We start from the raw sequence: 24969 nt of genomic DNA, 5'->3' as shown, positions 1-24969 counted from the left end.
ATCACGCCGTCCGGGCCGTTGCGCCGACCGCCACAAGAGCGCGACAAGCGCCCACCGGCACCCCCACCGGACCCACGCGACAACTGTGAAACTGCTGCCTCCGCGACTCCTGAGGCAGCAGTTTCAGCATTCTTGCGCGAAGCGTGCCCGTTCGGCCCCGGCGGGCGGCGCCGTCAGACGGCGCCGGTCAGGATTGCCAGGATCATGATGCCCCCGAGCGTCGTGTCGAGCACGATGCACGTCTCCGTGTACCAGCGCGGCACCACCCGGCCGGTGCGGTGGTGGACCACGTCCCACCCGGCGTGCACCAGCCAGCCGAGCGCCACCAGCCACGCCGCCGTCCGCCCCCCGACCCCGACCGCGACAAGCGTCACCGCGACCCAGACGGCCAGGCCGACGAGTTGGGTGGCGAGCACGCCCGGCCCGTGCAGGGTGCGTCGGACCAGGCCGATCAGCAGGTACCCGCCGGGCAGCACCAGCATCGTCCACGGGTTGAGCACCGTCGGGTCGAGCCACATGTCCACCGTCACCAGCAGCGCCAGCCCGGTCGGCCAGCGGTGGGCCAGCGCCACCACTACCGGATGCCGGCGTACCGCCACCGGCGTCTCGTGCCGGTGGCGCACCGCCACCAGCACCATCGCCGGCACCATCAGTAGGTGACCACCGAGCATCAGGGCGTCGGCATCCAGCCGGCCGGCCCAGAACGGTGCGAGCACCAACAGGAACGGCACGTACATCGCCGCGGCCATCTCGACGACACCACGCCAGTGGTGCGCCCGGTAGCGCATCCACACCGTCATCCCGACCGTCATGTTCGTGGCCATCACCAGCGCGGCGACGTCCGGGCGACCCAGCGTCCCGGTGAGCCCGAGCAGGGTGCCGGCCACGTCCCACAGGGGCCCGAGCAGCACCATCCCGACGACCATCGCCAGTGCCATCTCGGCGAGATGCCACCACAGCCGCCGCGTGCCGGCGCCGGGCACTGCCGGCAGCGGCCCAGGCGGTGGTACGACAATGCTGTCCGCGTACACCCGTGTGTTTTCCATGCCGTTGACCCTGCCGGTGTCCCGGCGCGGTCGGCAGGCTCGTCCGTCACCGGAAAACCGTGCGGACCGCACGGTCCGACCGTGACATCTCGCATGGGTGGACCGGGTGACGGGCGGTCCTAGGATCGGTGCGTGGCGAGCGAGGCGGTGACCCCCCGGGCGGACCGCCGGCTGCACCGGGCTCGGCGGGCGACCCTGCTGTCGCTGGCCACCGGCGTGTGGGCGACTGTGCTGCTGCCCGCGGTAGGCCTGACCCGGGAACCGTCGACCGGCCGCGTCGCGCTCGGCGCGGTGGGGATCCTCGTCTTCACGGGCGGCCAGACCGCTGTGCTGTACGCGGCGGTCACCCCCTGGCTCGCGCAACGGTGGCGGCGTCGCGCCCAGGTCGGCCTGGTCGTCGTGGCGGCGCTGACAGTGCCGCTGGTGGCTCCGGTCGCGGCCGGGGTCTGGCCGACCTGGGCGTGGATCGGCGCCGCCCTGGTCGGCATGGCCCCCCTGCTGGTCCGCCTCCCGGGCGCGCTGGCGGTCACCGCCGGCACCCTGCTCGTGTCGGCGGCGGTGGCGTGGTGGACCGGCGGGTCCGTGGGGCGGTCCCTTGCCGTGACCGGTGGCTTCGGCGTGGGGGCGGCGGCTGTCAACTGGTTCCAGGTCTGGTTCTGGGACCTGCTGGTGGAGGCCCGGCAGGGGCAGGCCGCCCAGGCCCGGCTGGCCGCCGCCGAGGAGCGGCTGCGCTTCGCCCGCGACGTGCACGACGTGCTGGGGCACAGCCTCACCGTGATCGCGTTGAAGGCCGAACTCGCCGCGCGGCTCGCACCGGTCGACCCGGAGCGGGCCGGGCGGGAGGCCACCGAGGTGCAACGGTTGGCCGCCTCCGCGCTCACCGAGGTCCGCGAGAGCGTGCACGGCTACCGGGCCGTCGACCTCGCTGAGCAACTGGCGGCCGTGGCGGACGTGCTGCGCTCCTGTGGGGTGCGGTGCACGGTGCCGCCACGTGTCGACCTGCCCCAGCCGGCCGCCACCGAACTGGCGGCGGTGCTGCGCGAGGCGGGCACCAACGTGCTGCGGCACAGCCGGGCCGAGTGGTGCCGGATCCACATCGACCGGGACGAGAAGAGGGCCAGGATGACGATCGCCAACGACGGGGTCGACGACAGCGGCCCGGACGAGCACAGCCACGGTCTGCGCGGTCTGGCCGACCGGCTGGCCGCGATCGGGGGAGAGTTGCGGGTCCGCCGGGAGGAGCGGGTGTTCACACTTGAGGCGACAGTGCCGGTGCCGTGGTGATCCGGGTCCTGCTGGCCGACGACGAGGACCTGATCCGGGTCGCGGTCGCCGCGTTGCTCGGCCTCGAACCGGACATCGACGTGGTGGCCCAGGCCGCCGACGGGTCCACGGCGGTCACCGCGACGCTGGCGCACCGCCCGGACGTCGCCGTCGTGGATCTGGAGATGCCGGGCCTGGACGGCATCGCCGTCGCCGCGGAGCTGGCCCGGGTGCGTCCCGAGTGCGCGGTCGTCGTGTTGACCGGGCACGGCCGCCCGGGGCACCTGCGCCAGGCGCTGACCGCCGGGGCGCGGGGCTTCGTGCCCAAGGGCTCGCCCGGTGGCGCGCTGGCCGACGTGATCCGCCGGGTGCACGCCGGCGGGCGGTACGTGGACCCGTCGCTGGCCGCCGACGCGCTGACCCTGCCCGCGTGCCCGCTGACGCCTCGGGAGTTGGAGACGCTGCGGCTGGCCGAGTTCGGCGCGCCGGTCGCGGTGATCGCCCGCCGGGTGCACCTGTCCACCGGCACCGTTCGCAACCATCTCTCCGCGGCCGTGCAGAAGCTCGGCGCGGCCGACCGGGCCGAGGCGGTCCGCGCCGCCAGGGACAACGGCTGGCTCTGAGCCGGCCGGTCCCCGGGTCGCGGGCGGCGTCAACCCCGTGTCCGGCCAGGACGTCGCACTGCGCCGAACCCGGTGACGAGGGGGCCGCGGCCCCGATCGGCCCGGGCGTCGCGGAACGCCCGGCTGGCGTGGAGCGGTCGGTCGCTCGGATAGGGTCGCTGGGCCGTCGCCGGAGCGGGGAGGGTTCGATTGCGATACGTCGGCTACTTCACCGAACTGCCGCACGGGGATTCGTCGGGGCGCAGCCTGCGCGACGCCCGAGGCGAACTGCCCCAGCACCTTGTCGCCCCGGCCGTCCGGTATCTCACCGGCGGCGCGCCGCTCGCCGCGGCGGCCTGCTACGCGTACGACGAGCTGGACCCGGCACGGCCGGAGATCGCGCCCCTCGCCATCCTCACCGACGGTGACTGGTCGTGGCCCAGCGACCTCCCGTACTACGTGCAGAGGTACCGGGTCGGGCTTCCGGCAGACTTTCTGCACCACGCGCAGGCCCTCGGCTGGAATCCGCCCCGGTTGGGCATCGAGCAGCTCGAACGACTCTCGGAGCAGTGGTGAACGGCGCCGACTGGCGGCGTCAGTTCGGCGGGCCGAGGATCGTCCACGGAGATCTGCCCCTGCGGATCGACGGGGTGGTCAAGCCGTGGGCGATGGCCGTCGGCCACAGCACGCTGCACCTGCGGGGCATCATCGGCGACCAGGAGGAGGACGACGAACTCCGGGTGCTGGACGTGGTGTTCCGCGATGTCTCCCGGATCTGCGTGCCCGACGTGTGCCGCCAGTTCGCGCTCCGGGTGGCGTCCGCCGAGCAGCAGGCCGCCGAGGAGGAACGCGTCGGGGTGCGGTGGCCGTACGGGAAGATGTTCCTCCTCCACCACGACCGGAGCACTGACTATGTCGTGGCCGGCCGGGTCTACTGGGCCGAGGTCGGGGTTCCGCCGGCTGCCCCGTCCCCGTTGTTGGCGGAGCCTGGTGACACGGTCGTCCCCGATGAGATCTTCTTCGCCTGAGCGGACGACGCGGCAGCGCTGTGGCGCCAGCGTCCGGAGCCGACCGGGCCGTCCGGATAGCGTGAGCGCGTGCGTACCGTCGAACTGGTCTGCTCGCCCGGGTTGGAAACCGCGGTCCGGGCGGTCTGGCAGCGGTTGGTGGCCGCCGGGCTGCCCAGCCTGGCGCGCAACATCCACCCGACCAACCGGCCGCACCTGACCCTCGCCGCCGTCGACGAGTTCCCGCCCGGGGCCGCGTACCGCCTGGCCGAGTTGTTCGACGCCGCACTGCCGGTGCCGGTCACGCTCGACCGCGTCGTGGTGCTCGACGGCAGCGCCCCGCTGGTGTGGCTGGTCCGGCCGACGCCGGCGCTCACCCGGCTGCACGCCGCCGTCTGGGACGTCCTCGCCGAGGCCGACGGGCACCGCCCGTGGCACGCTCCGGGGGTGTGGGTGCCGCACCTGAGCCTGGCCCTGCGGTTCCGCGACGCGGACCTGCGGGTGGCCCGCGCCGTCGCCGGTGGGCAACGCCCGACGGGGGAGTTCTCCGCCGCCCGCAGCTACGACGGAACGGACCGGACGGTGACGCCGTTGACCCGCCTCCGCTAGGGTCGGCGCGTCGTCGGCCGAGCGGGGGATCCGGGTGCGGAACATCGACTCCCACGACGGTCAGCTGCGCGACGCCGGTGTCCCGGAGCAGTGCTGCTTCTGCGGGCGGCTGTCGCTCGGCCTGGTGGGTCAGGACTACTACCTGGCCCCGTATCTGCTCGGCTCGGACCGGTCCGGCACCGACGACCGGTACGGCCAGTCCCACCTGCGGTGCCTGCGGGGGAGGAGATGCCCGACCGGAGCCGCTCACGGAAACGAGCGCGGTGCGGATCCCCTCTTTCGGCGCTGGCAGACATTGGGGGATCATGGTCGCCATGGACGCTGTGGACACGGGGTGGGTCACCATCATTACCTATCCGAACGCCCGGGGCTGCCCGCAACCGACGGCGGCCGTACGCGCGTGACTGCGTGATCGGGGCATCGACTGGATGCCCTTCGTGGCGGACGCGATCGCCGTCGATCTGAGTTGTGGTGTCCGCGATGACGGTCGATGGCACGGCTGGGTCGGCATCCGTGTCCAGGCTGCTGCGCTGCGCGGACTCGGCCTGCACCCGGACCAGCCGACCGCGACGGCCGCCAACCCGAGCCCGCCCGCCTGGTGGCATGCGGCCGCGGAACGCCACGCTCGTCGGGCCGGTGGTCGTCAGTGAGCGGGCGACGCGGCTGTCCGGCGCGCGCCGGACCCGGAAGATCGGTGCGCCGCCCGTCGGGGCGATGATGACGGCATGAGTGATGGCACCCAGGGCCGCGCGATGGCCGAGCTGGCGGGCCTGCTGGCCGACGGCACCCGGGCCGGTATCTGTCTGGCGTTGCTCGACGGCCGGGCCTGGACGGCCGGCGAGCTGGCCCGGCGGGCCGGGGTCGCGCCCTCGACGGCAAGCGACCACCTCACCCGACTGGTGCACGGCGGCCTGCTGGTCGAGGAGCGGCAGGGCCGCCACCGCTACCTGCGGCTGGCCGGGCCGTCGGTGGCCCGGCTGATCGAGGAGCTGGCCGGGCACGCGCCGGCCGCACCGACCCCGTCCGGGTCGTTGCGCGCGTCAGTGGTCAGCGCCGCCCTGGCGTACGCCCGGACCTGCTACGACCACCTGGCCGGGCGGTTGGGTGTGTTGATGTACGACGCGCTGGTGGCCGACGGACGACTGGACCGCTCCAGCGGCCTGACGGTGACCGCCGCGGGCTGGGCGTGGGCGGGCGAGCTGGGCGTACCGGTGACTGCCCTGCGCGCCGCTCGACGCCCGGTGGTCCGCGACTGTCTGGACTGGACCGAGCGGCGCCCGCACCTGGCCGGAGCGCTCGGCGCGGCGCTGTGCGGCCGCTTCACCGACCTGGGCTGGATCACCCCGGGCACCGGTCGCGCGGTCCGGCTCACCCCGGCCGGTCGCACCGCCCTCGCCGAGTCCCTGGACGTCCCTACGGCCGCCCTCGCGCCCGCCCCGTCCCCGGCACCCGCCAGCGGCCGCGCCTGACCCGTCGGCCGGGCCCGTCGGCCGGGGCGGGATCGTTCGGCGCGGACCGAACGATCCCGGTCCTACCGTCGAGCCGTGACTGACACCTGGCCCGACCTCCCACCCGCCGCCGGAACACCGCAGTGCGGCCCACCCTCGTTCGCGCCGGAGCGCGGTTGGTGGGTTACGCGGCACGCGGACGTGCGGGCGGCGCTCACCGACCCGGCGTTTCGGGTTCCCGCTGTCGACAGCGGTCCGCCCGGCACGCTCGCCTGGCTGCGTGCCTCGGTGAGCAGGTTCAGCGAGCCGCCCCGACACGCCGAGCGCCGGTCGATAGTGGTCGGCGCGCTGACCACGTTGGACCCGGGCGAGCTGCGGCAGGAGGCGGCCCAGCGGACCGCTGCCGTCCTGGACGAGGCCGGCGACCGCCTCGACGTGATGCGTGCACTGGCCCGGTCGGTGCCCTTGCGGGTGCTGGCCGGGCGGCTCGGTCTCGCCGAACCGGCCGCCGCCGGAACGGCGGTCGCTGTCGTCGCGGCGGCGTACCACCCGGGGGTTGACGTGGCCCTGGTCCGGCGGGCCGACCGGGCGGTCGCGACGCTGCTGGCGGCGCTGCCGCCGGCCGCGCCGGAGGTACGCGCGAACCTGATCGGCCTGCTGGTCCAGGCGTGCGACGCGACCGCCGGTCTGATCGGCGGCGCCGCCCACCACCTGCTGCCCGGGCTGGGTGGTGGCCCGTCGCCGGCGGTACCGACGGCGGAGCTGCTGGCCGAGGTGCTGCGGCTGGACCCGCCGGTACGGGCGACCCGGCGGGTCACCGTGGGCACGGTGCGACTGGGCGGGCGGGAACTGCCGGCGGGCAGCCCGGTGCTCCTGCGCTTCGACGCGGCGAACCGTGACCCGACGGTGTTCGCCGAGCCGGCGGCGTTCCGGCCGGGCCGTGCCGGTGCCGGCCTGCTGACCTTCGGTGCGGGGGAGCGCGGCTGCCCCGGCGACCGGCACGCGCTGGCCCTCGCCACCGGGGTGCTCGACGTGCTGCGCGCACGCTGCCGGCGCACCGGCGCCCCGCTGTGCCACGAGCCGCACCCGACCCTGACGGTGCCGAAGACCCTGGAGGTGAGCGTCCGATGACCGACCGGTGTGCGGAGTTCCGCGCCCTGCATCACACAGGCCGACCGCTGTTACTGCCGAACGCCTGGGACCACGCGTCGGCGGCGGCCCTCGCGGCGCGCGGGCACCTGGCGATCGGCACCACCAGCCTCGGGGTCGCCGCCGCCGCAGGACGGCCCGACGGCACCGCGGCCACCGCCGTGGAGACCCTGGATCTGGCCCGTCGGCTGGCCCGCCTGCCGGTGCTGCTCAGCGTCGACGTCGAGGCCGGGTTCGATGACGACCCGGCGGCGGTCGCCGGGTACGTGGCGGAGCTGGCCGGGTTGGGTGTGGTCGGGATCAACCTGGAGGACGGGCGCGCCGACGGCACGCTTGCCGATCCGGAGTGCGTGGCCGACAAGGTCGCGGCCGTGAAGGCGGCGGTGCCGGACCTGTTCGTCAACGCCCGCGTCGACACGTGGTGGCTGGGGGTGCCGGAGCCGTTGCCGCAGACAGTGGCCCGGGCCCGGGCCTACCGGGCCGCCGGCGCGGACGGGATCTTCGTGCCGGGCACCGTCGACCTGGGGACGCTGCGCGTGCTCAGCGAGTGGGTCGACGGTCCGCTCAACGCGCTGTACCAGCCGGGCGGGCCGACGCTCGACGAGCTGGGCCGGGCCGGGGCCGCCCGGGTCAGCACCGGCTCGCTGCTGTTCCGGGCGGCGCTCGCCGCGGCGGTCACCGCCGCCGACGCGGTCCGGGCGGGCGGGCCCGTCGCTGCGTCGGGGCTGTCGTCGTACGCCGAGGTGCAGGGCCTGGTGCCTGCGGACGGCGAATCCGGCCAGCGGGACAGCCGCTAGGCAGGTGCGGGACGCCACAGGCCCACCTCGAAGGCCTCGCACAGCCCTCGGTCGAGGCCGGCCACCTGGGCCCACCACCGACTCTTGACCCGCAGGTACTCCTCGGTCATGTAGTCCCGGTCGAGGATCTGCTGGTACGCGGCGACCGCCTTCATCTTGGCGCACCAGACGTCAGTGACGTCCACGAAGAAGGTCGGTCGGAAGTCGGTGGTGGCGAAGGTCGGGTGGCCGAGCAGGAGCATCGTCGGATGACGGCTGCGGCTGACGGTGATCCGCACGGCGTGGCAGATCGCGTTGTGGTCCTGGTTCTGCCCGGCGCCGGGGCCGTGGGTGATCACGACATCCGGGCGGCGGGCATCGATCAACGCATCGGTGAGGGTGACCAGGTCTCCGTCGGTACGCAGGTCGTTGGAGGCCAGGTCGCCCACTTCGCCGGAGGCCCCGAGCAGCTCGCAGCAGGCGTCGAAGGCCTTGTCCCGGCCCTGCCCCCCGTGCGACAGGGCGGCGACGTGGACGCCCATCCCGGCCTGGGTCATCCGGGCGATGGTGCCGCCGCAGAGCAGCGCCTCGTCGTCCGGGTGGGCGACGATCACCAGAGCGGTGCGCAGTGTGGTCGTCGCGAAGGGATTCGCCCCGTTCGCCGTCAGCGAGGTCGGTGCGGTGTCGTCAGCCATTGACGAAGTATGGCGGCAATCCGTCAGCGTCTGATCACGCGCAGGTACCTCCCGTGCCGCCGTTCGGCGTAGCGGTGAGCGCGAGGTCCGGCTCCGTTAGGGGTGAATCGGAGGATTGTTCGATCCATCCCAGTCCGGCTGATTACGGTGGGTTTCAGGGCGATCCACCCAGTGCCGCGAGCGGAGAAGGGACCCCCGTCATGCGAGTGCCCAGCCGTAGTCCGGGACAGCAACCTGGTTCGCCCGTCTCACCCACCGCGCCGCCGCGCCGCCGGCCCACCGGCAGCACCGCGCGCCGCCGGCCAGCCGTCGAGCCCGACCTGGCCGCCTACCGGGCCGCCGTCGCCGAACTGCTGATCGAGGTCGGTGCCCTGGCCGACGCGGCGAGCACCCGGGCCCGCCAGGTGCTCGTCGACGAGCGGCTACGGGAGCCGGCGCTGGCCGCAGTCCTCGACGCCACCCCGCAGGGGCTGATCGGGGCCCGCGAGACGTTGCTGCTGGAGATGGCCCGCTACCAGCCCAACGAGCGCACCTCGGCGGCCGACCTCAGCGCGCTGGTGCGGATCTACCTGCTCTCCCGCATCGACGTGCTGTGGTGGCAGGACGCCCCCACGTTCGTCACCGACGACCAGGTGAACGGCAGCGCCGAGCTTGTCGACCTGGAGTGGCTGCGTCGCCGCGACCTGCTGCGGTTCCGCTACCAGGAGCAGCCCGCGACCCTGCTGGGCCGTGCCGCCCGCGGCCTGCGACGCCGACTGCGCCCGGACGCCACCCCGCAGACCGCCGGACTGCTGTTCCGTCGCGCCCGCCGGGAGGTGGTGGCGTTGCTCAACGACCTCGCGCGGGAGTTCGCCGCCGCCGCGCCGCCGAACACCCCACCGCTGTGGGTGACCAGCCTGGTCCGCAGTGCCGAACACCAGTACCGGCTGCGCCGGCTGGGCTACGCCGCGATGCTGCCCAGCGGGCACTGTCTCGGCTACTCGGCAGACGTCGAGCTGAGCTGGTTCGAACGCTTCGGTGCGCGCCAGGCGCTCGCGGAACTGCTGCTGGCCCGACAGGAGGCCGGCGAGATCAACGTGATCGACGAGGGGCAGGCGTGGCACCTGTGCCTCGCGCCCGCCGCCCGGCGCCGGCTACGCCGCGCGTACGAGGCCGAGATGGGGGTCTGAACCGTGTGCGGCATCGCCCTGAGCATCGGACCCGAGGCCGATCCGGCGACCTTCCGCCGGATGCTCGCCGTCCTGGCCCCGCGCGGCGAGGTCACCGAAACCCGGTCCGAGCGCGGGCTGCTCGCCGGCACCCGCCGCCTGCGCGTCGTCGACCGGGATCGGGCGGTGCAACCCTGGACCTCGACCGACGAGCGCTGGCTGCTCTGCTTCAACGGGGAGATCTTCAACTACCGGGAGCTGCGCACGCAGCTGACCCGGCTGGGTCAGGCGTTCCGCACCGAGAGCGACACCGAGGTGCTGCTCGCCGCGTTCCAGCAGTGGGGCGAGGCGGCGGTGACCCGACTGCGCGGCGAGTACGCGTTCACGGCCGTCGAGCGGAGCACCGGCCGGGCCTACCTGGCCCGCGACCCGCTCGGGGTCAAACCGCTGTACCTGTCGCGTCGGCCCGGCTGCCTGCAGCTCGCCTCCGAGGTGAAGGCGCTCGTCGGGCACGGCGCACCAATCACCGAGGTGCCGCCGGGGCACCACGGCTGGGCTGAGGTGGATGGGCCGGTCCGCCTCAACCCGTACGTCGACCTGCTCACCATCGGCGCCGGCCTGCCGGTCATCGACGACCCGGACGAGGCCGCCCTGCTCGTTCGGGCCGCGCTGAGTGACGCCATCCGGATGCGGGTGGAGACCGACCTGACCGTCGGGGTGGTGCTCTCCGGTGGGCTGGACAGCTCACTGACGCTGCGGCAGGTACGCGACATCCACCCGGACTGCGTCGCGGTGACGGTCGGCGTCGCCGACAGCCCCGACGTCGCGTACGCCCGGCGGCTCGCCGCCGACCTCGACGTGCCGCACGTCGTGGTCGAGCTGCGCCCGCGCGACATCCGGCTCGCCGACGTGCGCGAGGCGATCCGGATCTCCGAGCTGACCGAGTACGGCGACATCATCAACGCGGTGGTCTCGGTGCCGATCTTCCGGCGCCTGCGGGAGTTGGGCATCAAGGTGGTGCTCACCGGTGACGGCTCGGACGAGTTGTTCGGTGGATATCCGATGTACCACCAGGTCGGCCCGGCCGCGGCCCGCCGGCTGTTCCTGCACCGGATCCGCAACCTGTGCCGGACGGAGTTGCAGCGGGTGGACCGGGCCGCGATGGGCCACGGCGTGGAGGCCCGCGTGCCGTTCCTCGACCTCAGCGTGGTGGAGCTGGCGATGCGGCTGCCACTGGACCTGAAGCTGCGCGACGGGCAGGAGAAGTGGATCGTCCGGCGGGCGTTCGCCGACGTGCTGCCCGACTACATTCTGCGCCGGCCGAAGAACCCGATGTCGTACTCGTCGGGGTTGCACGAGCGGGTCCGCCTGTACAAACCGCTCTTCGCCCGGCTGCACCGCTCGTTCGGCTACGACCTGCAGGAGCCGGTGCGCCGCGACTTCGACTCGGTGCTGAGCCGGTGCGGCAACGACCTCGACCGTGCCATCGCCGACGGGCTCGACCGGCCCGACTACACAGTCCTGGAGCATGCCCGCGATCTGGTCGGTGCCGCCAGGTGGAACGCCGCGCCGATGGTCCGTCGACTGGTCGGCCCGCGCCCGGCCCGCCGCTCGTCGGTCGGTTGACCCCACGCTTGACTCTGACACCGTGTCAGGGACGAGCGTGAGGGGATCATGTTCACCATCGGAGACTTCGCCCGGCTGGGCCGGGTGTCGGTGCGGATGCTGCGCCACTACGACAACGTCGGGTTGCTGCGTCCGGCCGCCGTCGACCCGCACACCGGGTACCGGTTCTACCGCGCGGACCAGCTGCGCCGGCTCAACCGGGTGATCGCCCTGAAGGACCTGGGCCTCACGCTTGAGCAGGTGCGGGTCATCGTCGACGACGCCGTCGACGTGGTCGAGTTGCGCGGAATGCTGCGGCTACGCCGGACCCAGTTGGAAGAGCAACTGGCGGCGGACGCCGCCCGGTTGGCAGCGGTCGAGGCGAGGCTCCGGATGATCGAGTCGGAGGGAACCATGACTACCCAGGACGTCGTCCTGAAGGAAGTTCCACAGGTGCGCCTCGCGGAGCTGACCGCTGTCGCGCCGAGCTACCAGGGCCAGGACATCGGCCCGGTGATCGGGCCGCTCTACCCGGAGCTGTTCCGCCGGCTGGCCGCCGCCGGCATCACCCCGACGGGGCCGGCGATCGCCTGGTACGAGCCGGCCGCGCCGGGTGACGGCGACGCGGTGCTGGTGCACGCCGGGGTGACCGTCGCGGCGTCGACAGTCCCCGACGTCGAGGTACGCGACCTGCCCGCGCTGGGCTCCGCCGCGACGATCGTCCACCACGGCGCGATGGCCGACGTCGAGCAGAGCATGCAGGTGCTGGCCCGATGGATCGACGACAACGGCTACCGCGCCGACGGCTTCGCCCGCGAGGTGTACCTGGACTACTGCGCGGACGAGCCGGAAAAGGGCGTGACCGAGATGCAGCTCGCGGTGCACCGGGACTGACCCGACCCTGCCGTCGGGTCCTCGTGGCGGGGACCCGACGGCGGCGGGCTGGGGACCAGCCCGCCGGTGCCGCCCTGGGCAGCTCAGCTCACCAGCAGCAACGCGCCGACCGCGGCGAGCGTGCCGGTCACCGCGAGCAGGGTGCTGCTCAGCACGAAGCGGGTCGACGGCACCGTCACCCCGGCCGCCCGGCACCGCTCGAACCACAGCAGGGTGGCGAGCGAGGCCCAGGGCGCGGCCAGCGGGCCGACGTTGGTGCCGATCAGCAGGGCCAGCAGGCGGGTGTGGTCGGTGGCCGGCAGCACCGCCTCGCCGGCCAGGTAGGCCGGCAGGTTGTTCACGCCGTTCGACAGCAGCGCCCCGGTGCCGCCGGCCCGCAGCGCGCCGAGCGCCCCGTCGTCGGCGCCGAGCAGGCCGGCGACCAGGTCGTCCAGCCCGTGCTGACCGAGGGTCTGCACCACCAGGAACAGCCCGACGACGAAGAGCAGCAGCCGCACCGGCACCAGCCGCAGGCGCAGCGTGGCGGGGGAGCGGACGACGAACCCGACAAGCACCAGTGCGAGCGCGACGGCCGAGGCGAGACCGATCTCCACCCCGGCGAGGATGCCGGCGACGAAGAGCAGGCAGCCGGCGAGTGCGACGCGGTGCAGCACCGGGTCCGCCGGCAGGTGCCGCTTCGGCGGTACGAAACGCCCGCCGGCCGGTCGGTCCCGCCGCCACCACACGTACCAGAGCAGTGCCATGGTGACCGTCACCGCGGCGAGCTGCGGCAGCGCCATCCGCTCGGCGTAGGCCAGTGGGGTCAACCCGACCCGGTCGGCGGCCAGCAGGTTGGTCAGGTTCGACACCGGCAGCAGCAGGCTGGCGGTGTTCGCCAACCAGACGGTGGTGACTGCGAGCGGGGCGGCCGGCACCCGCAGGTTGCGGGCCAGGGCGAGCAGCACCGGGGTGAGCAGCACGGCGGTGGTGTCGAGGTTGAGTACGAGGGTGGTAAGCGTGGCCAGGCCACCACAGAGCAGGAACAACGCCGCCCACCTGCCCCGGGAGGCGATGGCCAGTTGGCTGGCCAGCACGTCGAAGACACCGGCCACGGCGGTCAGTTCGGCGAGCACGATCACGGTGCCGAGAAAGAGCAGAAGCGGCAGGACCCGGTGCAGGGTGGCGGTGGTCTCCGCCGCGGGCAGCAGCCCGCTCAGCGCGCAACCCACCCCGAGTGCCGCGAGGACGACGGCCACCAGATCAAGCGGGTGGGGTCGCCAGCGGCTGGTCGGCTCGGGCGGTGCGTCGGCGACGGCGGCAGGCTTCACGTCTGACCACGTTCCCACGGCTGCCGGTCTGTCGCCCGCCGTGGTGACCAGCCCCACGATCGCGGCGGCCGGCCGCCGAGGGGACGTGGGCGGACCTGCCCGAACAGGGCCGGGTCCGGCCCCCCATGGATCGGGGGACCGGACCCGGTGCGGTGTGGTGCCTACCAGCCCAGGTAGCTGGGCTGGGTCTGCACGTTGAGTTCGGGGTAGCGGGTCAGTTTGGCCGTCCAGGTCCGCCAGTCGTTCAGCTCCAGGACGTCCAGGCCCTTCACCATGTCGTTGGAGTAGATGTGGCCGTTGTAGTAGTACGCGGACCAGGTGCCACCGCCGACGAGCCTCTCGGTCGAGAGCGGGCCGCGCTCCCAGAAGGCGATCTCCTTCGGGTTGGCCGAGTCGGTGAAGTCCCAGACCGAGATGCCGCCCTGGTACCACGCCTGGACCATGATGTCCCGACCGAGCACCGGGACCAGCGAGCCGTTGTGCGCCACGCAGTTCTCGGTGTCCGCGTTGGTCCGGGGGATCTTGTAGTAGCTGCGGAAGGTCATCGTCCGGGCGTTACCGCGGCCGGCGATGTCGTAGATGGCGTCCGCGCCCCGGTTGGGTCCGATGGCCTCGTTGCAGGTCGCCGCCCCGCCGCCACCCAGCTCGTCGGTGAAGACCACCTTGGTGCCGGAGTTGTTGAAGGTGGCCGAGTGCCAGAACGCGAAGTTGACGGTGTCCCGGACCCGGTTGATGACCCGGGGCGCCTCCCGGTTCTTGATGTCGAGCAGGATCCCGTCACCCATGCAGGCGCCGGCGGCGAGGTCCTTCGACGGGTACGCGGTGATGTCGTGGCAACCGGTGGTCGCCGAGCCCGGCCCGCCGGCGAAGCCGCCGTCCGGGAAGAGGTTCGGCGTGGCGACCACTGCCGCGTCGGTCGGCTTCTTCAGTGGCACCTTGATGATCGAGATGGAGTCGTGCGGCGGCTGGCAGTCCGGGAACTCGGCCCGCGGGCTGTACGACGACACGTACAGGTAGACGGCCTTGCGGTCCTTGCCCGGCACCAGGGTGTGGGTGTGCGAGCCGCAGGCCGTCTCGACGGACTTGATGTAGCGCGGGTTGGCCTTGTCCTTGATGTCGAAGACCTTGATGCCCTCCCAGGAGTCCTTCACGTCCGCCCCCTGCGCGGTGCTGTTGCAGGAGTCGTCGCTGCGTGACGAGTCGGTGGAGAGGAAGAGCAGGTCGCCGTGCACGGAGATGTCGTTCTGCGACCCCGGGCAGAGCACCCGGGCCGTGACCGTCGGGGCGCTGGGCCGCGAGATGTCGTAGATGACGAAGCCGTTGTAGTTGCCGGCGAACGCGTACTTGCCCTGGAAGGCGATGTCGCTGTTCGTCGCGTCCAGGGGGGCGACCTTTGGCACGTTGGCGATCTGACGCAGGTTGGGACTGCTGACGATCTCGTCGACGCCGGGGATCGCGGCGGCGGGCGCCGGCTGCGGCGCCACCTGGGCGTTGCTGGCCGGGGCGACGAGCGCGCTGGCGACGAGGAGGCCGGTCGTCGCGAGCGCCACGATGCGCAGGTGTCGTGGCCGGGGCAGGTGGAATTTGATCATCGGCGAGGCCCTTCGCAAGGGGGAGATGATTGTCGACACCTTACCGTCCTGCGAAGATCGTCGATGTGATGGGGGTCACATTAAAGTGACTCCATCAATGGGTAGCATCGCGATGACCTCGACTTCAGGGAGTGGCCCATGACCGACCGGCGCGCCCGAACCCTGGCGATTGTCACACTGGCCGTCATGCTCGCGCTGGTGGCCGTGGTGGTGACCCGCGCCGGCGGCGACGCCGCGACGGGCGCCGCCGGGTCGGCCTCCGCACCCGCCACCCCCGCGCCCACCTCGCCGACAGCCAGCCCGGTCCCCACCGACCTGACCGTCATCGCGCCCGGCCGCCCCGGTGAGGTCGCGGCCACCCGCGCGGCCCACGAGGTCCGCGACGCCGGCCCCGCGCCGCACAACTCCTTGGACGTCTGGTTCGTCCGGATGATGATCCCGCACCACGCGCAGGCGCTCGAAATGGCGCAACTCGCCGGTGACCGCGCTGCCGACCCCGACATCCGGGCCCTCGCCGAGCGCATGCGGGCCAGTCAGGAACCGGAGATCGGCATGATGCGGGGCTGGTTGCAGACCCGCGGCCTCCCGGCGGAGGTCGCGGGGCACGACCACGGCACCATGCGCGGCATGCAGTCACCCGAGGCGATGCGGCAGCTCGCCGCCAGCCGTGGCGCGGCCTTCGACCGGCTCTTCGTCCGGATGATGACCGAGCATCACCAGGGCGCCATCGAGATGGCCACCAACCTGCTCACCGTCGGGTCCGACCTCACACTCAACGAATTCGCCACCTCGGTCGCCACCGAGCAGACCGTCGAGATCGACCGGATGCGCGAGGTCCTCGACCGGTGAGCCGGGCCGGTCGGGCCGACCGGCGGGATCACCGCACGGTCCGGCCCGGCCGAGGCGCGCTGGCCACGCCTGCCGGCACGTACGCTGGGTGACCGTGAGACGCACGATGTTCGGTCGCCCGCTGCGCGGCGTCGCCTTCGACGTGGCCGTCTCCGCCGTGGTGGCCCTGATCGGCCTGGCCGGCGCGGCGAACCTGGCGGGCGGCTGGGCGGCCGCGATCGTCTGTCTGGGCATGGCCGTGGCGCTGCTGTTCCGCCGGGTCCGCCCGGGCGCGGTGACGGTGGTGGTCGCCGTGCTCGCCCTGGTGCAGGTGATCGCCCGCTGGGGTCCGCTGCCCTTCGACGTCGCCGTCCTGATCGCGCTCTACAGCGTGGTGAAGTACGGCGATCGGCTGCGCACCGGGGTGCTCGCCGGCGTGGTCGCCGCGGTGGGCGCGGTGCTCGCCGCCGTGCAGACCCCCGGCGTCATCGTCTGGTGGATCACCTCGGTGTGGTACGCGCTGGTCACCGGTGCGGTGTGGCTGGTCGCGCTGAACGTGCGGACCCGCCGGCTCTACGTACTCAGCCTTGAGGAACGGGCCACCACCCTGGAACGCGAACGGGAGGCCGAGTCCCGGGCGGCGGTCGCCGAGGAGCGCACCCGGATCGCCCGTGAGCTGCACGACGTGGTCGCGCACAGCCTGGCGGTGATGATCGTCCAGGCCGACGGCGCGCGGTTCATGCTCGACCGTGACCCCGCCCAGGCCCGCACCGCGGTGAAGGTGGTCGCGGACACCGGCCGCTCGGCGCTTGAGGAGATGCGCCGGTTGGTGGGCGTCCTGCGCGACGCCGGCCCGGCCGGCGGCGACGGGCTCGTGGCCGCCGCCGACCCGGAACACCGGCGCCTGGCCCTGGCCGAGCTGCCCGACCTGCTGGCTCGCTTCGGCGACGCCGGGCTGCACATCCGCAGCACCGTCACCGGCGAGCAGCCGGCGCTGCCGCCCGGGTTGGAGCTGACCATCTACCGGGTGGTGCAGGAGGCGCTCACCAACGCGCTCAAGCACGCCGGCGTCGGCGCCGGCGTCGAGGTCGTCCTGACCCACACCGTCGGGGCCGTCGTGGTCCGGGTCCGCGACGACGGCCGGGGCCGGCCGCTGGTCAGCCCGGCACCGTCCGGCGGTCACGGTCTCCTCGGCATGCGGGAGCGGGTCACTGTGTACGACGGCACCCTCACCGTCGGCCCCCGGCCGGCCGGGGGCTGGCAGCTCGAAGTGCGGCTACCGCTACCGTCGGAGCCGGCAACGGAGGTGATCGCGGCATGACGGTCCGGGTGGTGATCGTGGACGACCAGGCGTTGGTCCGCGCCGGGTTCCGGATGGTGCTCGAGTCCCAGCCCGACCTGGAGGTGGTCGGGGAGGCGATCGACGGCGCGGACGCCCTGCGGGTGCTCTCCCGCACCGAGGCCGACGTGGTCGTCATGGACATCCGGATGCCCACGATGGACGGGGTGGAGGCGACCCGGCGGCTCTGCGCCGACCGGCCCGCGGGCCCGCCCCGGGTGCTGGTGCTCACCACCTTCGACACCGAGGCGGACGCGTTCGCCGCGCTACAGGCCGGGGCGAGCGGGTTCCTGCTCAAGAACGTCCCGCCGGAGGAGTTGCTGGCCGCGATCCGGGTGGTGGCCGGGGGCGACTCGGTGGTGGCCCCGTCGATCACCCGGCGGCTGCTGGACCGGTTCGCCGGGCAGCTCGGCGCCGCACCGAGCGCGGACCCTCGCCTTACCCAGCTCACCGAGCGGGAACGGGAGGTGCTGCTGCTTGTCGCCCAGGGCCTGTCCAACGCGGAGATCGCCGCCCGGGTGCACGTGGCCGAGGCGACGGTGAAGACCCACGTCGGTCGGATCCTGGCGAAGCTGCACCTGCGCGACCGGGTCCAGGCGGTGGTCCTGGCGTACGAGAGCGGGCTTGTCACACCCGGCGGATGACGCCGCGTACGACCTGGGTCGTAGTGGGTGATGGGCGCACCGCGACCCGCGGCGCAGGCAGGTCGAGCGCGCAGGTGGAGATCGACTGACCAGCTCCGGCCATAGCGTCGGAGGGGTCCGATCCGTCACCTGCACCGGGAGCTCCGCATGATCCGCCTGACCCTGCGCTCGTTGCGTGCCGAGGCGCTGCGCATGCTGCTCTCCGCGCTGGCCGTCGTGCTCGGGGTCGCGTTCGTGGCCGGCACCATGATCTTCGTCGACGGGATGCGCGCCGGGGCGTACGAGCGGGCCGGCACCTTCGACCGGCACACCGACCTGGGTGTCTACTCCGCCGGCCGGGAGGCGCTGGCCCCCGCCCTGGTCGACCGGGTGCGCGCGGTCGACGGGGTGGCCGCCGCGGCTGGTGAACTGACGGACACCGCCGGGATCCTCGGCTCCGACGGCCGTCCGGTGCTCGGCTTCACGATGCTGGTGGCCATCCCCACCGAGCCGGCGCTGCGCTCGTACGACGTGGTCGCCGGCCGCCTGCCCGACCGGGCCGGGGAGGTGGTGCTCGACGCGCCGACGGCGGCCGAGGAGGGCTTCGCCCTCGGCGCGGAGGTGCGGGTCGGCGGCGGTGGCGGCGCGGCCCGCCCGTACACCCTGGTGGGCACCGTCGACGTGGCTGGCACCGTCCGCGACGTCGGGGGGCCGTTCGTCGGCCTGGTCGGGCCGGACGCGTTGGCCCTCACCGGCCAGCGGGGATACGGCCGGATCATGGTGGCGGCCCGTCCGGGTGCCTCCGTCGCGGCGGTGACCGAGCGGGTGCGGGACGTGGCTGGCGGCGAAGCCCTCGTGAAGAGCCGGCAGCGGATCCTCGACGAGGCCGTCGAGGAGGCGGTCCGCAGCGCGGACCAGTTCCGGATGCTGCTGTTGATCTTCGTGGGGGTCGCCGTGGTGGTGGCCGGCTTCGTGATCGCCAATACCTTCGCGATAGTGCTGGCCCAGCGCACCCGGCGCACCGCGCTGCTGCGCCTGATCGGCGCCACCCGGGGGCAGGTGTTCCGGGCCGCCGTGCTGGAGTCGGCGGTGCTCGGACTTGTCGCCTCCGCGCTCGGGGTGCTGCTCGGGGTGGCCCTCGCCGGCGGGCTGCGGCTGCTGCTGTCCGAACTGGACGTGTTGGGCACCGGAGCCCTGACCGTTACCGGTTCGACAGTGCTCACCGGTCTGTTGCTGGGCACCGCGCTCACCGTGTGCGCCGCCCTGCTACCGGCCTGGCGGGGCACCCGTGTCGCGCCGGTGGCCGCGCTCACCGACGCCGCGGTGCAGCCGAGCCGGGGCGCCGGCCGGCTCCGGTTGGCCTTCGGCGCGGTGCTGCTGGCCGTCGGTGTCGCCGCACTGGCCGGTGCCGCCAGCGCCGGCCAGCTGGTGCTGGTGGCGGCGGGTGGGGTGCTCACCTTCTTCGGGATCGTGCTGTTCGGGCCGGTGCTCGTCCCGGCCCTGGCCCGGGTGTTCGGCTGGCCGGTCCGGCGCGTCCTCGGGGCGACCGGCGCACTGGCGGTGGCCAACACGGTCCGCAATCCGCGCCGGGTCGCCGCTACCGCCACCGCCCTGGTGATCGGGATCGGACTGGTGTCGGCCTTCATGGTCGGCGCACGCAGCACCAAGGACGGCATCGAACGCAGCGTGGATGAGCAAGTCGGGACGGACTTCGTGGTGAGCGGAATCGGTCAGGATCTCCCGGCTGCGCTCACCGGTGAGCTGGCCGCCCGTCCCGAGTTGGGGGTGGTGCACGAGCAGCGTCACACTGTCGTCGACGACGTCGAGATCCGGGCGGCCCACCCGGCGCTCGTCGGCCGGACCCTGGGCGCGGTGCTGGCCGGCGACGCCACCCGGGTCGGTCCCGGGCAGGTGCTCGTACACCAGGAGTTGGCCCAGGCACGCGGCCTGCGGGTCGGCTCCCCGGTGACAGTCGCGGACCGGCCGTTCCGGGTGGCGGCGGTGGTCACCGACGACACGCCGGCCGACGGTGCGCCGGCGGGTCACGTCATCGACATGGCCGACGCGGACTTCGCCGCGCTCTTCCCCGGTCAGCGGGGTTTCCTGGCCGAGATCGACCCCGCCGCCGGGGTGAGCGCCGAGCAGGCCCGGGACGTGATCGAGGGGGTGCTGGCCCGTTATCCGACGGTGAACCTGATGGACCAGGGCGCGTACAAGAACATGCTCACCGGCACCGTGGACATGGTGCTCGCGTTCGTCACCGCGCTGCTCGGCCTGGCCGTGGTGATCGCCCTGGTCGGCGTGGCGAACACGCTGAGCCTGTCGGTGGTCGAGCGGACCAGGGAGAACGCCGTGCTGCGGGCGGTCGGGCTGACCCGCGCCCGGATGCGGGCGGTGCTCGCCGTCGAGGCGGTGCTGATGGCGCTTGTCGGTGCGGTGCTCGGTGTGGGGCTGGGCACCGGCGTCAGCGCCTCCGCGATGGCCCTGTTGAGCCGCCTCGGCGGGGACTTCCACGTGGTGCTGCCGCTCGGCCAGCTCGGGCTGATCCTGGGCGTCGCGGTGCTGGCCGCCCTGCTCGCCTCGGTCCTGCCGGCCCGCCGGGCGCTGTCCCGCCCGGTCGTCGAGGCGCTCGCCGACCAGTGACGACGCCGCGGCCGGCCGGCCGTCGACGGGTGTCACCGCCCGGTGCCGCCGGCCGGGACGGGAACGGACGAGGTGCCGCCGGCCGGGGCGGGAACGGACGAGGTGCCGCCGGCCGGGGCGGCAACGGACATCCGCCGGCCGGTCCCGCCGTCTTGCGCGGCGGCGGGACCGGCCAGCGGTGCCGGGTCTAGAGGCGCTCGACCATCGGGCCGACGCACCGGTTGCGGGTGTCGAAGACGTAGCGCGCGTGCCGGACCACCAGGTCGTAGTCGAAGGTGTCGTGGTCGGTGACCACCACCACCGCGTCGGCGGCGCGTACCTCCTGCTCGGTGAGCCCGACCACTGTCACCCCGGCCGGGATGTGGTGCGCCTCGGCGTACGGCTCGACCGCGTGTACCTCGGCACCGAACCCCCGCAGTCGGAGGGCCACGTCGACCGCGGGGGAGTCGCGCATGTCGCCGGTGTTCTTCTTGTACGCCAGACCGAGCAGCAGCAGCCGGGCCCCGCTGACGGCCCGGCCGTCCCGGTTCAGTCCCGCCATGATCCGTTGGCAGACGTGTTCGGGCATCTCGTGATTGATGTCGTTGGCCAGTTCGATGAAGCGGAACTGCCGGCCCAGGCGGCGCTTGACCTGCCAGGACAGGTAACACGGGTCGATCGGCAGGCAGTGCCCGCCGACTCCGGGCCCGGGCCGGAACGGCAGGAAGCCGAACGGTTTGGTCTCGGCGGCGTCGATCGCCTGCCAGACGTCGATGTCGAGGTGGTGCGAGAGCATGGTCAGCTCGTTGATCAGTGCGATGTTGACCTGGCGGAAGGTGTTCTCGATCAGCTTGGTCAGCTCCGCCACCCGGGTCGAGCCCACCGGCACCGTGCGGTCCACGAGCCGCTTGTAGAACTCGTCCACCCGGGCCAGCGAGGCCGCGTCCACGCCGGAGACCACCTTCGGCGTGTTCTCCAGCCGCCAGGTCCGGTTGCCCGGGTCGATCCGCTCCGGGCTGTAGCCGAGGTGGAAGTCGCCGGGACTACTCAGTCCGCTCGCCGACTCCAACAGTGGGCGCAGCAGCTCCTCGGTCGTGCCGGGGTACGTGGTCGACTCCAGGACCACAGTGCACCCCGGCCGGACGTACGGACCGATGCCGACACCGGCCTGCTCGACGAAGCTCAGGTCGGGGGTGCCGTCGCGCAGTGGGGTCGGCACGGTGATGACACAGATGTCGAAGCCCTCGGCATCCGTGTACTCCGTACTGGGGTGGTATCGGCCGCTACCCAGGGCGCGGCCCAGCCGGTCGGTCGGGATGTCCTCGACGAACGACTCGCCGGAGGCGAGACGCTTCACCCGGTCGGCGTCGACGTCGAGGCCGACCACGTCCAGCCCCGCCTCCACCGCGCGCATGGCCAGCGGCAGCCCGACGTACCCCTGACCGATCACGACCAGCTTTTCAGCGTTCACCCGGGCTCCCGCAGCAGATGGTGGATATGACCTGCCGAGGAGCCTAGAGGGGCGTTGGGTGACGCAAGTCCGTTTTGGGGATATCGGTGCTGGTGGGACTATCCGCGCTGGGCGAACCCGGAGCGCTCAGTTGCCCTCCGGTACGTCCGGACCACCGGTCGGCAGGCCGTCCGGCGGGGTCGTCGGGGGCACCGACGGCGGGGTCGCCGGGGTGCTCGCCGGGCTGCTGGTCGGCGGGGTGGTGAGCGTCGGCGCCCCGGTTGGCGTCGGCGGGGTGCTCGTCTGACTGGGTCGCGTGCTCGGCGTAACGGGAATCGACGCCGACGGCGAGTTGCCGGGCGGCGCCGCCCGGTCGGGTCGGGTCGGACCACCGGTGGCGACCTGCTCGTTGCCCGCCGGCAGCTCCAACGGGCCACTCGGCGCCACAGCCGGCGAGGTGGTCGGCAGGTTGACCGCCGGATCGTCGCCGGTACCCCGCGTCGCGCCGAGCGCCGCGCCGAGCCCGACAAGGGCGACGAGCACTGCCACCCCCGCGCCGACCAACGGACCCCGCCGACGCTCCCGCCCGACCTGCGGCCCACCTGCCACCGCCGCGCCAACCGGCCCGTCGGTGCGGGTGCCCGGCCCGGCGTCGCGCAGCGGAACGGCCCCGGCCAGCGCGGTCGGCGGCTCGCCGCCGGTGACCGCGGTCCGGGCCGCCTCGGCCATCGCCGCGCCGCTGCTGAAACGCTCGAGTGGGTCCTTGGCCAGCGCCCGGTACACCAGGGCGCGGACCGCCTCCGGAATCTCGTGCGGCAGCTCCGGCGGCTCGTCGTCGAGGTGTCGGACGGCCACCTGGAGCGGGTTGTCGCCGGTGAAGGGCGGACTGCCGGTGAGGCAGCAGTAGGTGACCGCGCCCAGCGCGTAGATGTCGGTGGCACCGCTTACCGGTCGACCGGCGGCCTGCTCGGGAGCCATGTAGAGGGCGGTGCCGGGCACCGCGTTGGTGCTGGTGATGCTGGTGATGTCGAGCGAACGCGCCACGCCGAAGTCCACCAGGACGACGGTGCCGTCCTCGAGCACGAGCAGGTTGCTGGGCTTGACGTCGCGGTGCACGATGCCGCCGCGGTGCGCCGCGTTCAGCGCCGAGGCGGCCTGGGCGACGATCGACATCGTCTCGGCCACGTCGAGGCGGCCGGCCGTCTCGATCCGCTTGGACAACGGCTCGCCGGCGACGAACTCCATGACCAGGTAGTCCGCCCGACCTGCGCCGTCGGGCAGGTCGTCGGCGCCGCAGTCGAACACCTGCACGATGCCGGGGTGCCGCAGCGCTGCCATGATCCGCGCCTCGGCCCGGAACCGGGCGATGAAGTCGGGGTCGGAGACCAGGCTCGGCAGCAGCACCTTGACCGCGACCTGCCGGCCGAGGATCAGGTCCGAGGCAAGCCAGACGTCGCCCATACCGCCCGTGGCGACCCGTTCGTCCAGGCGGTACCGACCGCTGAGCACGACCTCCGATGACAACACCGCAATACCGTACCCAGAGTGGCGCGCGGGAGCGCGACACGGGCCGTCCGCCGAACGAGTGACAGCATCGGCACCGGCCGGTTGACCTCTGTGGACGCCGCGTTCTTGTGACGGTGTGGAAGCGTTCGGTGACGAAAGGTGACATATTTCGGCCCGCCGATTCCCCGCGCTCACCGAGACGCCGTGCCGCAGTCTGGTTTGCGCGCTCTGGTCACAGGCGGTGACGATGACACGCCGGCCCGCAGAGTTGATAATTGTCACTCTTCCGTGACAACGTGCCGGCTTGTCGCCTCGGTGGCCCCGTCCTAGCGTTAGCCCGGCTCGGCGCCTCCGGTCACCTCGACCGTCGACGCGCGGAGCCGATCGACCCTGGCGTCGGCCACCAGGCATCCCGGCCGACGACCTCGGTCACGGGTCGGAGCAGATCGGCGGAGGGCGGTGCGGGGGCGGATGTGTGGCGGTCGGACGAGTCATACCGCGTGCTCTGCCGCGCCGCGGCTACGCGGGGCGGGGCGAGCCGGACCCGCCACGGGTCGCGGATGACAGCCGAGCTGTCGGAGGCGGTCAGCGCGGCGCAGGCGGGGGACGAGGACGCGTTCCGCCTGCTCTACCGCAGCCTCCAACCGGGCCTGCTGCGCTATCTGACCGCCCTGGTCGGCTCGGACGCGGAGGACGTCGCTTCCGAGACCTGGCTACAGATCTCCCGGGACCTGCCCACCTTCACCGGTGGCGAGTTCCGCGCCTGGGCCGTCACCATCGCCCGTAACCGGGCGATGGACCACCTGCGCCGGCTGCGCCGCCGACCGTCCCTGCCGGTCCCGGTGCACGCGCTCGTCGACCTGGCCAGCACGGCGGACACCGCCGAGGGCGCCAGCGAGACGATCGGCACCGAGACCGCCCTGGCACTGATCGCCACGCTGCCACCCCGCGAAGCCGAAGCGGTCCTGCTCAGAGCCGTGATCGGATTGGACGCGGGATCAGCCGGCCGGGTGCTGGGCCGTCGGGCCGGCGCCGTCCGGACCGCCGCCCATCGCGGTCTGCGACGGCTCGCCGCCCTGCTGGAAAGGCAGAGCGGCGAGCCGTCGGCCGAGGTCGACGGGGTGCCGCTGCCCCGCACCGGTGGCAGCCCATCCCTGCGGGCATCGCACGCCGAGCCGGCGGACGGCTGACGTGAGGGGATTCTGGATGAACCCGTTCCGGCGCGTCGACAATGCCGAAACCGAACGGCTGCTCGACGCGGCCCGCGCTGACGTTCATGCCCCGTCGGACCAGGTCGGCCGGGTCGACACGGGGTCGTCGCCGGTGGCCGTACCCGCTGCGGATCCGGTGGCCGGCCTGCTCGCCGCGGCCGCCGGCCCGGCCCGGCCGGGCGAGTTGGCCGGCGAGGATGCCGCGCTTGCCGCGTTCCGGGCGGCTCGGGCCGCGCCGGCGCCGTCCGT

The 24969-nt window shown here is 73.3% G+C and carries 22 protein-coding genes and 1 pseudogene; 17 read left to right on the top strand and 6 right to left on the bottom strand.

From position 1 onward, the window contains the following. Positions 1-173: 173 nt before the first annotated feature. Complete coding sequence (locus AB0B85_RS30785) at positions 174-1046, bottom strand: DUF6010 family protein (protein ID WP_357412767.1); 873 nt, start codon at positions 1044-1046, stop codon at positions 174-176. Positions 1047-1178: 132 nt separating this feature from the next. On the opposite strand from AB0B85_RS30785, the gene AB0B85_RS30780 reads away from it, so the two are divergent. The 8 genes from AB0B85_RS30780 to AB0B85_RS30745 all read left to right on the top strand — a co-directional run bounded on the left by AB0B85_RS30780 (position 1179) and on the right by AB0B85_RS30745 (position 7921). Beyond that, positions 1179-2330, top strand: a complete 1152-nt coding sequence (locus tag AB0B85_RS30780) for a histidine kinase (RefSeq protein ID WP_357412765.1) — start codon at positions 1179-1181, stop codon at positions 2328-2330. Continuing rightward, on the top strand, positions 2327-2932 hold the full coding sequence (locus tag AB0B85_RS30775; protein WP_357412802.1) for a response regulator transcription factor: 606 nt from the start codon (positions 2327-2329) through the stop codon (positions 2930-2932). Before AB0B85_RS30780 ends, AB0B85_RS30775 begins: the two co-directional genes overlap by 4 nt. Before the next feature lie 189 nt (positions 2933-3121). Continuing rightward, positions 3122-3487: a hypothetical protein gene (locus tag AB0B85_RS30770; RefSeq protein WP_357412762.1), complete on the top strand. Its 366-nt coding sequence runs from the start codon at positions 3122-3124 to the stop codon at positions 3485-3487. Further along, on the top strand, positions 3484-3939 hold the full coding sequence (locus AB0B85_RS30765) for a hypothetical protein (protein WP_357412760.1): 456 nt from the start codon (positions 3484-3486) through the stop codon (positions 3937-3939). The genes AB0B85_RS30770 and AB0B85_RS30765 overlap by 4 nt, the downstream gene beginning before the upstream one ends. Before the next feature lie 69 nt (positions 3940-4008). Next, positions 4009-4527, top strand: coding sequence for a 2'-5' RNA ligase family protein (locus AB0B85_RS30760; RefSeq protein ID WP_357412758.1), 519 nt, complete (start codon positions 4009-4011; stop codon positions 4525-4527). Positions 4528-5252: 725 nt separating this feature from the next. Continuing rightward, entirely contained in the window at positions 5253-5996 is a 744-nt protein-coding gene (locus tag AB0B85_RS30755) for a winged helix-turn-helix domain-containing protein (RefSeq protein WP_357412756.1), read from the top strand. Between the two features lie 75 nt (positions 5997-6071). Continuing rightward, a complete protein-coding gene (locus AB0B85_RS30750) occupies positions 6072-7106 on the top strand; it encodes a cytochrome P450 (protein WP_357412754.1) in 1035 nt (344 codons plus the stop codon). Further along, on the top strand, positions 7103-7921 hold the full coding sequence (locus AB0B85_RS30745) for an isocitrate lyase/phosphoenolpyruvate mutase family protein (RefSeq protein ID WP_357412752.1): 819 nt from the start codon (positions 7103-7105) through the stop codon (positions 7919-7921). Before AB0B85_RS30750 ends, AB0B85_RS30745 begins: the two co-directional genes overlap by 4 nt. Here the strand turns inward: AB0B85_RS30745 and AB0B85_RS30740 are convergent. Continuing rightward, the gene (locus AB0B85_RS30740) at positions 7918-8595 is read right to left on the bottom strand and encodes a PIG-L deacetylase family protein (RefSeq protein WP_357412750.1); all 678 of its coding nucleotides are present in this window, start codon (positions 8593-8595) and stop codon (positions 7918-7920) included. The two genes, AB0B85_RS30745 and AB0B85_RS30740, sit on opposite strands and share 4 nt — an antisense overlap. 200 nt (positions 8596-8795) lie before the next feature. On the opposite strand from AB0B85_RS30740, the gene AB0B85_RS30735 reads away from it, so the two are divergent. From AB0B85_RS30735 to AB0B85_RS30725, 3 genes are read left to right on the top strand one after another with little or no spacing between them, the layout of a single operon-like run. After that, on the top strand, positions 8796-9764 hold the full coding sequence (locus AB0B85_RS30735; protein WP_357412748.1) for a hypothetical protein: 969 nt from the start codon (positions 8796-8798) through the stop codon (positions 9762-9764). A gap of 3 nt (positions 9765-9767) precedes the next feature. Further along, on the top strand, positions 9768-11369 hold the full coding sequence (locus AB0B85_RS30730) for an asparagine synthase-related protein (protein ID WP_357412746.1): 1602 nt from the start codon (positions 9768-9770) through the stop codon (positions 11367-11369). 48 nt (positions 11370-11417) lie between these two features. Beyond that, positions 11418-12242 (top strand): MerR family transcriptional regulator, encoded by an 825-nt coding sequence (locus tag AB0B85_RS30725; protein WP_357412744.1) that lies wholly within the window; start codon positions 11418-11420, stop codon positions 12240-12242. Between the two features lie 83 nt (positions 12243-12325). On the opposite strand, the gene AB0B85_RS30720 is transcribed toward AB0B85_RS30725, so the two are convergent. Continuing rightward, positions 12326-13549: an SLC13 family permease gene (locus tag AB0B85_RS30720; protein WP_357412742.1), complete on the bottom strand. Its 1224-nt coding sequence runs from the start codon at positions 13547-13549 to the stop codon at positions 12326-12328. A gap of 161 nt (positions 13550-13710) precedes the next feature. Then, positions 13711-15141 (bottom strand): hypothetical protein, encoded by a 1431-nt coding sequence (locus AB0B85_RS30715; protein WP_357412740.1) that lies wholly within the window; start codon positions 15139-15141, stop codon positions 13711-13713. Between the two features lie 138 nt (positions 15142-15279). Between AB0B85_RS30715 and AB0B85_RS30710 the strand changes: the two genes are divergently transcribed. From AB0B85_RS30710 to AB0B85_RS30695, 4 genes are all read left to right on the top strand, one after another. Then, positions 15280-15990, top strand: coding sequence for a DUF305 domain-containing protein (locus AB0B85_RS30710; RefSeq protein ID WP_357412738.1), 711 nt, complete (start codon positions 15280-15282; stop codon positions 15988-15990). Positions 15991-16078: 88 nt separating this feature from the next. Then, the gene (locus tag AB0B85_RS30705; protein ID WP_357412736.1) at positions 16079-17290 is read left to right on the top strand and encodes a sensor histidine kinase; all 1212 of its coding nucleotides are present in this window, start codon (positions 16079-16081) and stop codon (positions 17288-17290) included. Next, on the top strand, positions 17287-17952 hold the full coding sequence (locus tag AB0B85_RS30700; RefSeq protein ID WP_357412734.1) for a response regulator transcription factor: 666 nt from the start codon (positions 17287-17289) through the stop codon (positions 17950-17952). The genes AB0B85_RS30705 and AB0B85_RS30700 overlap by 4 nt, the downstream gene beginning before the upstream one ends. A 147-nt stretch (positions 17953-18099) precedes the next feature. Further along, on the top strand, positions 18100-20574 hold the full coding sequence (locus tag AB0B85_RS30695; RefSeq protein WP_357412732.1) for an ABC transporter permease: 2475 nt from the start codon (positions 18100-18102) through the stop codon (positions 20572-20574). 187 nt (positions 20575-20761) lie between these two features. On the opposite strand, the gene AB0B85_RS30690 is transcribed toward AB0B85_RS30695, so the two are convergent. Together AB0B85_RS30690 and AB0B85_RS30685 are read right to left on the bottom strand one after the other, a co-directional pair. Beyond that, a complete protein-coding gene (locus AB0B85_RS30690) occupies positions 20762-22024 on the bottom strand; it encodes a nucleotide sugar dehydrogenase (protein WP_357412730.1) in 1263 nt (420 codons plus the stop codon). Between the two features lie 126 nt (positions 22025-22150). Continuing rightward, complete coding sequence (locus tag AB0B85_RS30685; protein WP_357412728.1) at positions 22151-23530, bottom strand: serine/threonine-protein kinase; 1380 nt, start codon at positions 23528-23530, stop codon at positions 22151-22153. Between the two features lie 539 nt (positions 23531-24069). Here AB0B85_RS30685 and AB0B85_RS30680 point away from each other — a divergent pair. Beyond that, positions 24070-24699, top strand: coding sequence for an RNA polymerase sigma factor (locus tag AB0B85_RS30680; protein WP_357412726.1), 630 nt, complete (start codon positions 24070-24072; stop codon positions 24697-24699). A gap of 16 nt (positions 24700-24715) precedes the next feature. Then, positions 24716-24969 (top strand): annotated as a pseudogene (locus AB0B85_RS30675) (hypothetical protein); the annotation flags it as partial.

Source organism: Micromonospora sp. NPDC049044 (assembly GCF_040649215.1).
Lineage (GTDB): Bacteria > Actinomycetota > Actinomycetes > Mycobacteriales > Micromonosporaceae > Micromonospora.
Note: the sequence above shows the minus strand (reverse complement) of the source record. Positions and strands in the feature narration are given on the sequence as shown.

Excerpts from the sequence above, each read along its gene's own strand:
- AB0B85_RS30785 (WP_357412767.1), bottom strand. The coding sequence starts at position 1,046 with ATGGAAAACACACGGGTGTACGCGGACAGCATTGTCGTACCACCGCCT.
- AB0B85_RS30755 (WP_357412756.1), top strand. The coding sequence starts at position 5,253 with ATGAGTGATGGCACCCAGGGCCGCGCGATGGCCGAGCTGGCGGGCCTG.
- AB0B85_RS30745 (WP_357412752.1), top strand. The coding sequence starts at position 7,103 with ATGACCGACCGGTGTGCGGAGTTCCGCGCCCTGCATCACACAGGCCGA.
- AB0B85_RS30740 (WP_357412750.1), bottom strand. The coding sequence starts at position 8,595 with ATGGCTGACGACACCGCACCGACCTCGCTGACGGCGAACGGGGCGAAT.
- AB0B85_RS30735 (WP_357412748.1), top strand. The coding sequence starts at position 8,796 with ATGCGAGTGCCCAGCCGTAGTCCGGGACAGCAACCTGGTTCGCCCGTC.
- AB0B85_RS30725 (WP_357412744.1), top strand. The coding sequence starts at position 11,418 with ATGTTCACCATCGGAGACTTCGCCCGGCTGGGCCGGGTGTCGGTGCGG.
- AB0B85_RS30715 (WP_357412740.1), bottom strand. The coding sequence starts at position 15,141 with ATGATCAAATTCCACCTGCCCCGGCCACGACACCTGCGCATCGTGGCG.
- AB0B85_RS30710 (WP_357412738.1), top strand. The coding sequence starts at position 15,280 with ATGACCGACCGGCGCGCCCGAACCCTGGCGATTGTCACACTGGCCGTC.
- AB0B85_RS30700 (WP_357412734.1), top strand. The coding sequence starts at position 17,287 with ATGACGGTCCGGGTGGTGATCGTGGACGACCAGGCGTTGGTCCGCGCC.
- AB0B85_RS30695 (WP_357412732.1), top strand. The coding sequence starts at position 18,100 with ATGATCCGCCTGACCCTGCGCTCGTTGCGTGCCGAGGCGCTGCGCATG.
- AB0B85_RS30680 (WP_357412726.1), top strand. The coding sequence starts at position 24,070 with ATGACAGCCGAGCTGTCGGAGGCGGTCAGCGCGGCGCAGGCGGGGGAC.